Origin of the sequence: Streptomyces sp. NPDC046900, from assembly GCF_040644975.1 — a bacterium.
In the GTDB taxonomy this organism is placed as follows: domain Bacteria; phylum Actinomycetota; class Actinomycetes; order Streptomycetales; family Streptomycetaceae; genus Streptomyces.
The window spans coordinates 1-11640 of sequence record NZ_JBEYXD010000153.1; the positions used below are offsets into that span (position 1 = coordinate 1).

The window sequence follows — 11640 nt, forward strand, 5'->3', positions numbered from 1 at the left end:
TCGACCAGCCGCAGAAGCCCCTCACGTGCGATTATTGGCACATCTCCAGCCTGATATACCTTCATGTGTGCATTCTGGCTAGCGAATTGAGGAGTCGTTCCAGGTCGCCAAGGGCGAGTGCTGTCTGGACCACTGTCAGGTCCGGCTCTACAGGGCCTGGTATCGGCACATCACCTTGGCCTTGGCGGCGTTGGCCTACTTGACTGCCATCCGCGCCGCAGAAGCCGTAAAAGGGGCATCCCGGACGACGAACGTGACCTCATACCCTGAGCGTCCCGGAGATCCGCCGGCTGATCGGCCACGTCGTCGTCACGCCCCGCCACAGAGGCAACGATCACCATCTGCACTGGTCACGATTCCGACGACGCAGCCAAGCCCGAGCATGCCGCCCCCATTACAAACGCCGAGGGTACAACCCCCAGATGCGGTTGCAGTATTAGCTCGAATCGTCGTGCGGGCCTGTGTGGCCCCGTCCACCCGGATGAGGATCTTCGCTGCCGAGGAGCCGGGAATCTGGGCGAGGGCGTCGGTGAGCACACGGACGTGGTCGGCCCCCGTGTTCGCTCCGGCATTCCCCGGCCGTAGCAGCATCGCCAGCGACTCGGTGGTGTTCGCGCACCCCGCGGCCAGCGGATGAAACCCGAACGTCTTTTTGAAGGTGACCGCTGCCCCGGCCTTCTTCGAGGCGGAGGTGATGATCGTGGCGTCGAGGTCGATGACGATCCAGCCGGTAAGCCGTTTGCCCGCCACCGTCAGCCAGGGAAAGCCGCCCGGCCACAGATGCAGCAGACTCCACACCTGTCGGCGCACCCTTGCGATTCCCGCCAGGGTGGCATCATCAAGCGCGGCCAGCATGCGGCGGGCGGTCGAGTCCGAGGCCGCGGGCCCAAACAGCGGTCGGTGGTGAAGCTGGAGCTGCTCGGACTCCGACAGGTTCGCCGCCCCGAGCACGATCGCGACCGCCAGGTGGACCAGCAGCCCCGCGCGGTCCCGCCAGCCGGCCACCGCACTGGACGGCAGCACCTTCGCCAACGCCCCCGTCAGCCCGGTCCGGTCCGCGCACCGGCGCAGCAACACCGCACCGGCATGCCCAATCAGCCTCTTCCCGTCAGCCACCACCGACAGCCGACGGTCCCACCCTGTACGCTCAACCACCAGAAGGTGCCTCCACTTCTGCAGCGGATATGACGTAAACACTCACATCCTTGCAGGTCAGCGGCACCTTTCTGCTACCGAGGCGTCAGGTCACCCAAGTCTGCTGAATATCCAGGGCTAAAGGGGGCGCAGCCCCTCAGCGCGGAACGTACTTCGTGACGCACTGGCGGGCGCCGCCGGTCGCGGGGGTGAGGCAGGCACGCACGTCCTGCCGGGCGTCGACGGCGGCCATGGGTGTGTAGACGTAGCCCTGCGCGTCAAACACGTCGACCACTTGGGCAGAGCGGGGCCGACCGCCGGAAACGGTGATGTCGATCCGGTCTCCCGGGCGTGACTGGGTGACGCGTGCCCATACGGTCTGGCATCGCGCGCTGTAGCGGATGTCCAATTGTGCCCCGTCCGCCGTGTGGACCGTGGCGAGCGTGGTCAGGCCCAGATCGCACAGGGTGCTGGCGGGGCTCTTACCGTCGCAGGACCTGCCGTGGCATCGGGGAACGGCGTGCGGGGAGGTCCCCGGACACAGGGCGATGGCTAGGCTGCCCGAGGCGGCGACGCACCCGAGAGCGATTCCGGCGCGCCCCAGCAGGTGCCGGCGCGGGTGCACGACAGGTGGTTGTTCCTGGGCTGCGGGGGCATTCGGGGCCACGGCGGGCTTGTCGTCGGCACAGCCCGCGAGTTCCCACAGGGCCAAGCACCGGTCGGGCGGTTCGCCTGCGAGAGCGCACAAAGCGAGCACGGCCCGACGCGGGGGCAAGGTCCGGCCGTTGAGATACCGTTCCCACGAGGACTTGCTGTACGCGGTCTTGGCGGCCAGGCCGACCAAGCTGAGGCCAGTGCGGGTCCGCAGGTCGCGCAGGCTCTGGACCAGGCGTGCCGTCTCCAGCGGGAGCACGCCGGTTCCTTTCGGGCGCTTCGCGTCCTCGGCTGTTCCCGTCATCCCCTCAGTGCACCCCAGGTGTGAGGCCCGACCACGCCGTCGACTGCGAGATGGTCCTTTGTCTGCAACCTCCTGACGGCCCGTTGGGTTAGGTCGCCGTAGACCCCGTCGATTCCTCCTGGGTCGTAGCCGGCGCGCAGCAACAGGCACTGGGTCTCGGCGACTTCAGGTCCCACCATGCCCTCCTGGACAATGGCGGTCCGTGCACGGCTGATTCCCGCGTACCAGAGGCCGTCAGTACGGGAAATACGGCACGTGTAGGTCGGTACGGAGGCGGCGTTGTCCTGCCACGGCCGTATGGTCAGCAGTACCACCGCGGCCGTCACGGCCAGGACACACGCGGCCACGTACATACTGCGGCGACGCTGAAGAGTTCGAGGCTCTGTTGGCGGCGCTGGTGGGGCGACGGGTTCGGCGCGTGTCCCGGATGGTGCGTCCGTACCCGCCGTGAGTTCCGCGGTTCTGCCCCGGGCGTCCGTCGCGACCTCGTGAAGCGCCAGCAAGCGGGCCAGATTCGCGTTGCAGGCGCGGGCGAGCGCCTCGACGGCTGCGCGCGGCGGCAGGGTCTGGCCGTTGAAATACCGCTCCCACGAGGAGGTGCTGTACCCAGTCTTGGCGGCCGTCTGGGCGAGGCTCAGCTCGCTTGTGTCCTTGAGCCTGCGCAGCTGGACGACTAGTTCACGCACCCGGGGATCCAACTCCTCCGGGAGCACCTTCCACCGCAGCATGGCCCCCATCCTTCCTCGAACACAGTGCAGGCCGAACGCTACTGAGAAGACGCCCGTCGTGCCCCCCGTTTCTGCGATCTCCGACCGGCCCGTTCCGGCCAATGTCCCGTGGCGTCCCGTCCCACCACGCATCGGCGCAGGTCACGGATGCGGCGTCCCGTCGTCTCGGCATCTGCCCGCCGCGTCTGGCCGCCGGTCACCGCAGCCGGGCAGCCTCGGTGATGCGAGCCGGGTGTTGTCCGCACCCCCGCTGGCCGACGCCCCGGTGGCGTCAGCCCGGCCGGCCCCCGCCCCAGCCACGAGGGGGTGCGAAGGGGGCCGTTCCGGACGGCGGAACGGGCTTCAAGGAGAGGCGGCGCGCCCGAGTCGTGACCCAACCGCCGTAACTCAACGAAAGGGACTCCATGGACAGGAAGATGAGGAGGGCGGCCGTGAGCACCGCGGCCGCCACGATCGGGATCACCGCGGCGCTCGCCCTGGCCGCCGGGCCGGCATCGGCGTACTCGGGCACGCATCTCAACGGCTGGGCCGACCACTGCGACTACACAGCCTCCAGCTACGGGGACGGCTGCCTCTACTACAGCCAGAACGGGGGCGGTTACATCTTCGATGCGATCGGCTACTTCTCCGACCTGAGCGGCTACGGCTTCACCGCGAACGTCCCCGTCCGCAACGACGCGGCGTCGATCGGGAACCACACCCTCAACTGCGGATCCACGACGTGGGTGTACGTCCACGCTGGCGGGGACTGGAACTGGGTGTCCGCCGGCCGGGGCGGCAACCTGACCACGGGGCTGCGCAACAACGAGGCGTCCTTCGACGCCGACGCCAACTGCTCCTAACCCCAGGGCTGGCCGGGCAGCTGCGGCTGTTCGGCCAGCCCACCCGGATCTTGACCGGGCTCGACCCTTAGGGAGACCACTGGTGTTTTCCTCACTCGCTCCCCGCGCCGCCCTGACACTGCTCCTCGTCTCCGCAGCGGCCGCGTGCTCGGCCCCCAGCGGCGCTGACACGCCGGACAACGCGCCGATGCCGACCCCCAACCCGACGAGCATGGCCGAGCTCCACCTACCACTTGAGGCGTACCTCCAGGACTACGGGCACCAGGCCAAGTTGGAGGTCCTACGGTTCAGGTTGCGCGATCGATGCGTGAAGGCCATGGGTTTCACGCCCCCTCCGATGACCACCACCGGGGGGCGCGCGGCGTCGGACTACGTGAAGCTCTGGCAGTTCTACGACACTCGGCGGTACGCGCTCAGCGACATGACCACAGCCCGCGTATATGGCTTCCACCTGCCACCTTTCACCGGTGGATCCGCCAAGCCGATCTCGCTCAACTCGCTTTCGGTGCCGTTGCAGCACGCATTGGAAAAGTGCGACGATCAGGTGGCCGCGAAGGAGAAACAGGCGGGCATCTCCGTGGGACACAAGGAGAGCGACCTCGTCGACGTCGCGTCGGGCCTCAAGGCCAAGGATTTCCTGAAGTCACAGTCGGATCCCCGTGTACTTGACGTGTTCAAGAGCTGGTCGTCCTGCATGGCCCAGCGGGGTTACCACTACGCGACGCCGCAGGACGCGGCCAAGGACCAGCGGTGGACGCAGTCCGGTCAGCGCTCGCGGGAGGCGATCGAGGCGGACGTCACCACGGAGGAGACGGGCACGGCGGTCGCCGAGGTCGAGTGCGTTTACTCCACCAACCTGCTCGGCGTCAGTTTCGCCGTCGAAGCGGAGTACGAGAGAAACGACATCGAAAAGAACGCCGAGACCCTGACGCAGCTGAAGGAGCGCACCGACCGGGACGCGAAGAAGATCGACGAACTGTGGGTGCGAAGTGGCTGAGCAGGCGGCGAAGACCCGGATGAACGGGCGCCAGCGGACGCTGCTCTGGGGAGCCGTCCTTGCCGCGGCACTCTCCGCGGGAGGCCTTGGGGCCTCCACGTGGGTGCGCTCACCTGCCGAGGCCGCGGCCGAGGCGAGGCCGCCCTTGCCCACGGTCCTCACGGCAGGCGTGGTCTTCGAGCAGCTGGCGCGAAACACCATCTTCCGTGGCACGCTCACGGCGCGGGGAACTGTCAGCTTCACCGCCAAGTCGGCCCTCGCCCCCGACGGCTTCGCAGGCACCCACTCCGTATCCCCCATCGTCACGGCGGTCAGGGCGAAGGTCGGGCAACGGGTCCGGGCAGGCGCCGTGGTGGCGGAGATCGGATACCGCCCGCTCTTCGTGCTGCCCGGCAAGGTCCCCGCGCTGCGCGATCTCGCGGAGGGCGACACCGGACCGGATGTGGGACAGCTCCAGAAGGGACTCGCGAAAGCGGGCTTCGGCCGCGGCTCCGACGCCCTCGGCACGTTCGGCGCCGGTACCGCGTCCGCGGTCAGGAGGCTCTACGCGGCGAGCGGCTACCTTGTACCGACCGAGCCAGGAAGCGCGATGGAAGGCGCCCGGGACGGGAGTGGCGCCGGAGCGAGGACCGCCGGCTCGCACAGGATCGTTGTGATGCCCGCCTCCGAGGTGATGTATGTCGCGGCCCTGCCGGCGACCATCACCCAGCAGACAGGCAGGGTCGGGGAGACGGCCGGAAGCCCGCTGATCACCCTGTCGACACAGGGCCTGCGCCTGCAAGGCCGCCTGGACCCCGGCATGAAGGGGGCGATCACCGTCGGTCAGAAAGTCGTGGTTCTCGACGAGAACACCGGGAAGACCCGCATGGGCACAGTCGACACGATCGGCCGACTCGTCACCCCGGATATCGAAGGGAGCGGCCGGGCACCGACCGACGGCGGCACCCCGTACATCCCGGTCGACATCACCCCCACCTCGGGGAATTGGGACGCCGATCTGGCCGACGAGGACGTGCGCATCACTGCGTCCGCGAATCTCACCCACGGCAGAGTGCTCGCCGTGCCGGAAGGCGCGATCACCACGACCGCCAACGGTGCCGCGTCCGTCACCGTGGCCGGGCCCGACGGGCGTGACCGCCACGTGGTGGTGACTCCCGGCGTCTCCGCGGACGGACTCGTCGCGGTCGCACCGGCCGCCGGCCAGACTTTGAAGAGGGGTGACCACGTGGTCGTGGGGCTACGGTGACGGCGGCCATCGCGCTGCGCGGCATCACGCGTGTCTTCCCCGGCTCGCCTCCCGTCAGGGCACTCGGCGGGGTCGACCTGACCGTCGAACGGGGCCAGTACCTCGCCGTCATGGGGCCCTCCGGAGCGGGGAAGTCCACGCTGATGAACGTTCTGGGCCTGTTGGACCGGCCTACCGACGGAGTCTACGAACTGGATGGCGTCGACGTGGCCGCCGCCGGAGAGAGCGAGCGGTCGGCGCTGCGAGGCCAACGGATCGGATTCGTCTTCCAGAGCTTTCACCTCCTGCCGCACCGTTCCGCCCTGGAGAACGTCATGCTCGCTCAGCTCTACAACCGGTCACCGCGCAGCAAACGGGCCGCACGCAGCCATCGCCTGCTCGAACTGGTCGGGCTCACCCACCGGCTGCACGCCCGACCATCCACCCTGTCCGGGGGCGAGCGCCAACGCGTGGCCATCGCCCGCGCGATGGTGAACGAGCCGAGCCTTCTGTTGTGCGACGAGCCCACGGGGAACCTGGACTCGGCCACTGCCAATGCCGTGCTCGACGTCCTCACCGAGGTCCACACCTCCGGACAGACCATCATCGTCATCACTCACGACCCTCAGGTCGCGGCGAGAGCCGAGTGCACGGTCGTGATCCGCGACGGCATGCTGCACCCCCACCAGCCTGCGGACATCGTATGAGGAGCCGGAGCCGTCGTGGATGGCGTTTCGGGTCCGGTGTGCAACCGTCCCAGTTCAGTCTGCGGGACCTGGCGTCCGAGACACTGGCGGGTCTATCCCAGCGTCCGGGCAGGTCGCTGCTCACCATGATCGGAACAGTGCTCGGCGTCGGCGCGTTCGTCGCCATCCTAGGACTCACCTCGACGGCGTCCGGCCAGATCGGACGCCGGTTCACCACCCTGACGGCCACCACCGTCACCGTGGTCCCGGCGGAGTCAGACAGCGACGCCGTGCCCTTCGACCACCCGGAGCGGTTTCCCGCCGACGCCGATGCGCGGATCGAGCAGCTCAACGGGGTGACATCCGCCGGAATCTGGTGGCCGATCACGGCCAGTAGCCAGCGCGTGATCTCCGCCCGCCCCGGAGTACGAGCGGGCACGAATGAGGACGCGGGCGGATCCGGGATGCTCTACGCCGCCTCGCCCGGCCTGCTCCGCTCGATCGACCCGACCGTGCGAGGCGCGCTGTTCAACGCCTTTCACGATGCCCGCGGTGAGCGGGTGTGCGTCCTGGGAGCCACACTCGCCGAGCGACTGGGCATCACGCAGCTCGACACCCGCCCCGCGGTGTTCGTCGACGACGTGGCATACACCGTGATCGGCATCCTCGACAACGTCAGCCAGGCACCGGAGCTGCTTACCGGCATCACCATTCCGCGACGGACCGCGGAACGCGTGTACGGTCCCCCGCCCGCCAACGACCCGGCCAAAATGATCATCCGCACCCGACTGGGCGCCGCCTCGCTGATCGCCGCACAGGCACCCACGGCCCTCAGACCCCAGCACCCCCACGACTTCTCGGCCGTCCCGCCGCCCGACCCCCACGAACTGCGCGACAACGTCGAGGTCGACCTGACCGGCTTGTTCCTCGTACTGGCGGGGATCTGCCTGATCATCGGCATGGTGGGCATCGCCAACACCACCTTCGTCGCCGTATTGGAACGGACCCCCGAGATCGGTCTGCGCCGAGCGTTGGGCGCACGTGCCAGGCATGTCGCCGCCCAGTTCCTGGCCGAGTCCACCGCACTCGGGCTCATGGGTGGACTGGTCGGCACCGCCATCGCCGTGGCTACCGTCCTGGCCGTCGCAGTCAGCAAGAACTGGACGGCGATCCTCGACCCGGCCACCGTGGTCCCGGCCCCCCTTATCGGCGCCGGCGTCGGCCTGTTCGCCGGCCTCTATCCCTCGGTTAGGGCGGCCCGGATCGAGCCGCAGGAAGCCCTCCGCCGCTGAACTAGCGCATGCGCCGAAAGGTGAAGTAGCCCGCTCCGCCGGGGGGAGACTGTACGGGCACTGACGTTCTCTCAGCCTTGATCATTTCCAGATTCGGTTGAGACACCCCATGTCGTTTGATGTCAACCGGCTTGGGGTTGGGCGTGGTGCGACCAGGCGGTCGCTTCGTCGTAGAGGGTTCGGGTTTTGAGGCAGCCGTGGAGGATGCCGACGAGGCGGTTGCCGAGCTGGCGCAGGGCGGGGTTGTAGTCGGCCTCGCGGGCTCGTTGCTTGTCGTAGTAGCGGCGGGCGCCAGGTGAGGCCCGCAGCGCGGAGAACGCCTGGGTCTGCAGGGCGTCGGCGAGCCGGTTGTTGCGGACGTAGCGGGCCTGGACGGTGTGGCTCTTGCCGGAGGCCCGGGTGATCGGGCTGGTGCCTGCGTAGTTCTTGCGGGCCTTCGCGGAGGCGTAGCGGGTGGGGTCGTCTCCGAACTCGGCGAGCACCCGGGCGCCGGTGATCTGTCCGATGCCGGGCATCGAGAGGTAGATCTCAGCGTCCGGGTGCGCTTGAAAATGCGCCTTCACCTGCTCCTCCATCGCGGCTATCTGCTCGTTCAGCGCGATGATCACACGGGCGTGGGCGGTGGCGGTGGCCGCGTAGGCGGCGGTGACCGGCTCGGGCAGGCCGAGCTGCCGTTCGCGCAGCGCGGCCTGGATCGTGGCCGCTTTCGCGTCCCGGTTCCGCCGACGGGCGCGGGCCAGGACGGCGGTGATCTGGGTGCGGGTCAGCTTCGCCCCGGCCGCCGGGGTAGGCGCCTTGATCAGCAGTTCCAGCGCATCCGTGCTGGTCAGCGTCAGGTCCGCGTAGGCGTCAAGAGCGGCGGGGAAGTACTCGCGCAGCGTGCTGCGCAGCCGTTGGAAGGTGCGGGTGCGTTCCCAGATCAGGGTCTGGTGAGCGCGGGCGACGACCTTGACGGCCTGAGCCTGCTCGCTGTCCCCAGCCACCGGGCGGAGCTGGGCCCGGTCGATGCGGACCATGTCGGCCAGCGCATGCGCGTCGCCCTTGTCACTCTTGGCGCCGGAGGAGGCGTACCGCTCCTTGAACCGGGCGACCTGCCGGGGATTGATCGCATAGACCTGGTAGCCGGAGGCGATCAGGGACTGCACCCACGAACCGCGGTCGGTCTCGATCCCGACCACGACCTCGGCGGCATCCAGGTCCCCGCCGCCGTGCTTCGCGAGGAGCTCGTGCAGCTTCGCGATGCCCTCCACCCCCCCCGGGCAGCCTCGTGGCGGCCAGCTTCCGGCCTGCCTCGTCCTGGACCTCGACGTCATGGTGGTCTTCGGCCCAGTCATCACCGATCAGCAGCAACTCGTCCTCCAGGTCAGGTACTTCGCTCCTTGCAGCCTGCGGAAGGCGCGGCGCGCGGCCTAATGGATTCAGTGCTCACGCCCATCGGGCGGGCACGCCACCCCATGAGTTCCCTGAGTCAACCTCTATGCCGGCATCGGTTCCTCGGCGGGCATTTTGATCTTGTTGTTGGCCTGGTGGATGGCGGGGTCGTAGCAGGTGCCGTCGCGCCAGCAGGCCCATATCACGCGGAGCCAGGAGCGCGCGAGGATACGGATGGCGTGGGGGTGCCGCTTCTTGCGGGCTCGGGCATCGTTGTAGATCTTCGCGGCCCAGTCGCTGCCGTGGCGGCTGTTGTCGGCGAAGGTGGTCAGGGCGACGCGGGCTCTGCGGTTGGTCGCGAAGCGGAAGGCGACCGTGTGGGACTTGCCCGAGGCGCGGGTGACGGGGACGACACCAGCCTCGGCGATGAACTGTTCGCAGGTCTGGGCGCGTTCCAGGATCGGGCCGATCTCGCCGATGATCTGGCCGAGGTTCACCTTGCCGATCCGCGGCATGGTGGCGAACAGCGGCGCGTAGGGATGGCTCTCGGTGGCTTCGGCGACGGCCCTGTCCAGAGTTCGGATGGTGGCCCGTATGCCCTGCACCAACTGGACCTGGGCACGGACGAGCTGTCCGGCGACGGCGTCGGCGAGGCGGGACGCTGCCTTCGGGGCGACGCGCAGACGCTCGATCAGGACACTGCCGGACTTCCTGCCGGAGTAGTGGTGGCGCTTGCACCAGGCTTCGAGCCGCCCAGCGGTGAGTTTGGCGGCTGAGGCCGGGGTGGGGTACTTCTCCAGGAAGGCCATGGCGATGTCGCTGTCCAGGTCGGCAAAGAGGACCTTGCCGCCGGGCCAGTGCTCATCCAGCAGTGCGACGAGCTGGTTGACGGCAGCGACCCTGGCCTCGACATGATCAGCGCGTTGCCGGGTGAGAGCCTGCAAGCCGAGAGTGGCCTGCTCGGTGGGCTCCAGCCGGGGCAGCATGTGTCCGTCGGTGCGCAAGTAGTCGGCGAGTTTCATGCTGTCGCCCGCGTCGGTCTTGGCCTTGGAGGCGCCCCAGCGTGCTCGCATGGCGTGGAAGGCATTGGGGTGGACCGGCACGATGGGGTGGCCGGCGGCCAGCAGCCGGTCGACGGCCAGGCCGCGGGTGGTCTCGATGGCGACGGGGAGATCGGCGGGTGCGCCGTGCTTGCGCAGGCGGGCTAGGGTCTTGGCGAACCCTTCTTCGGAGTGGGCGAGTTCCCACCGATCGATGCGCTTGCCGGTGTCATCCATGACCGTCACGTCATGGGTCTCGGTCGCCCAGTCCCATCCGATGAACACGAGGTACGTACTCCACTGCCGTTCCGGGAGCACCTGCTCGGTGGTGAGGTCGTCTGCCGGGAGCTCATTAATCGGCCCTCTGCGGGGCGTGTCCCTGAAGCCGATCAGACGGCCTCGGCCCGGCGGGGCTGGCGTCACTCATGGTGGCCGTCGAGCGGCTCGCAGTCTTGGCCATGCACCCACCGAGACCGAGAGGTCACAACCCTACCGGTGAGGGCTGCAGGAACGATGGTCGCCTAATGAGCGGTCTGGCCTCCCGGCCGACCAGCGGGGGCACGGTCTCAACCCAGAACTCCAAGGGCTCCGGCGAGGGTAGTGCTCACCTGCTGACGGCTACGGCACCGAGTCTCTCCGACCCGGCAAGTCCCATTAGGACGAGGGCGGCTCGGGCGATGTCGCCGATCCGGCTCGGAAGTCACGCCGTTCACCGGGCTCTGTTCCGTAGTCGGCGGTGATCCTGCGTCCTGGTCATTGGAGGAGGACGCGGTGGCGGGGGAGGTCGAATCCTGCTCCGCCGTGCATCTGGCGCGTGATCTTCTTGGTGCTGGTGTTGACGCCTTCGGTGCGGCCGTTGTGGTGGGGCGGGATGAGGCCGGCGTTGAAGTTCCCCCAGGCCCGGGTAGTTAGCCTCGATTCGTCGGTGGGTTCGGCGGCTGACCTGCTCGGCGGTTCGCCCGTAATGTCCTCGGGCCGTTCGAGGTGGGCCGTCGCGTGACGCAAAAGTTGATCAACACGCCGTCGATCAACCGTGCGAGCACATGCGTAGGGCCCCGAACCTTTAGCTCGGGGCCCTAGTGTCCTGCGCCGGGAATTCGATCAAGATATGCGGCGAGGCGCTGCAGGATCTCGTCGGCGTCCTTTGTCCAGACGAAGGGCTTGGGGTCCTCGTTCCACCTGGCGATCCAGGCGCGGATGTCCCGTTCCAGGGCTTGGAGGTTCTTGTGGACTCCGCGCCGTATCTGTTTGTCCGTCAGGAGCCCGAACCATCGCTCGACTTGATTGAGCCAGGACGAGTAGGTGGGCGTGAAGTGCATGTGGAAACGGGGATGCGTCTCCAGCCATTTGCGGACCGTCGGCGCCTT

At 68.3% G+C, this 11640-nt stretch carries 11 protein-coding genes and 2 pseudogenes; 6 read left to right on the forward strand and 7 right to left on the reverse strand.

Features of this window, described 5'->3' with window-relative positions; genetic code table 11:
* Positions 1-82 precede the first annotated feature (82 nt).
* Positions 83-214, forward strand: a pseudogene (locus tag ABZ904_RS48775) (IS701 family transposase); the annotation flags it as partial.
* Between the two features lie 95 nt (positions 215-309).
* Here ABZ904_RS48775 and ABZ904_RS48780 read toward each other — a convergent pair.
* The 3 genes from ABZ904_RS48780 to ABZ904_RS48790 form a co-directional block, all read right to left on the reverse strand.
* Complete coding sequence (locus tag ABZ904_RS48780) at positions 310-1155, reverse strand: transposase (protein ID WP_361830611.1); 846 nt, start codon at positions 1153-1155, stop codon at positions 310-312.
* A 136-nt stretch (positions 1156-1291) separates the two neighbouring features.
* A complete protein-coding gene (locus ABZ904_RS48785) occupies positions 1292-2092 on the reverse strand; it encodes a DUF2690 domain-containing protein (RefSeq protein WP_361830613.1) in 801 nt (266 codons plus the stop codon).
* Complete coding sequence (locus tag ABZ904_RS48790) at positions 2089-2820, reverse strand: peptidoglycan-binding protein (protein WP_361830615.1); 732 nt, start codon at positions 2818-2820, stop codon at positions 2089-2091. The genes ABZ904_RS48785 and ABZ904_RS48790 overlap by 4 nt, the downstream gene beginning before the upstream one ends.
* Before the next feature lie 431 nt (positions 2821-3251).
* Between ABZ904_RS48790 and ABZ904_RS48795 the strand changes: the two genes are divergently transcribed.
* From ABZ904_RS48795 to ABZ904_RS48815, 5 genes are all read left to right on the forward strand, one after another.
* Positions 3252-3662 (forward strand): hypothetical protein, encoded by a 411-nt coding sequence (locus tag ABZ904_RS48795; RefSeq protein ID WP_361830617.1) that lies wholly within the window; start codon positions 3252-3254, stop codon positions 3660-3662.
* 82 nt (positions 3663-3744) lie between these two features.
* Positions 3745-4659: a hypothetical protein gene (locus tag ABZ904_RS48800; RefSeq protein WP_361830619.1), complete on the forward strand. Its 915-nt coding sequence runs from the start codon at positions 3745-3747 to the stop codon at positions 4657-4659.
* Entirely contained in the window at positions 4652-5905 is a 1254-nt protein-coding gene (locus ABZ904_RS48805) for a peptidoglycan-binding domain-containing protein (RefSeq protein WP_361830621.1), read from the forward strand. The genes ABZ904_RS48800 and ABZ904_RS48805 overlap by 8 nt, the downstream gene beginning before the upstream one ends.
* The gene (locus tag ABZ904_RS48810; RefSeq protein WP_361830623.1) at positions 5902-6591 is read left to right on the forward strand and encodes an ABC transporter ATP-binding protein; all 690 of its coding nucleotides are present in this window, start codon (positions 5902-5904) and stop codon (positions 6589-6591) included. Before ABZ904_RS48805 ends, ABZ904_RS48810 begins: the two co-directional genes overlap by 4 nt.
* A gap of 125 nt (positions 6592-6716) precedes the next feature.
* The gene (locus ABZ904_RS48815) at positions 6717-7862 is read left to right on the forward strand and encodes an ABC transporter permease (protein ID WP_361830625.1); all 1146 of its coding nucleotides are present in this window, start codon (positions 6717-6719) and stop codon (positions 7860-7862) included.
* Positions 7863-7984: 122 nt separating this feature from the next.
* Here the strand turns inward: ABZ904_RS48815 and ABZ904_RS48820 are convergent.
* The 4 genes and pseudogenes from ABZ904_RS48820 to ABZ904_RS48835 all read right to left on the reverse strand — a co-directional run.
* A pseudogene (locus ABZ904_RS48820) lies at positions 7985-9212 on the reverse strand (IS110 family transposase).
* A gap of 125 nt (positions 9213-9337) precedes the next feature.
* The gene (locus ABZ904_RS48825) at positions 9338-10558 is read right to left on the reverse strand and encodes an IS110 family transposase (RefSeq protein WP_361830627.1); all 1221 of its coding nucleotides are present in this window, start codon (positions 10556-10558) and stop codon (positions 9338-9340) included.
* A 468-nt stretch (positions 10559-11026) separates the two neighbouring features.
* Entirely contained in the window at positions 11027-11278 is a 252-nt protein-coding gene (locus ABZ904_RS48830; RefSeq protein WP_361830631.1) for a hypothetical protein, read from the reverse strand.
* A gap of 71 nt (positions 11279-11349) precedes the next feature.
* The coding region (locus tag ABZ904_RS48835) for a transposase (protein WP_361830629.1) at positions 11350-11640 on the reverse strand (291 nt) is incomplete at its 5' end.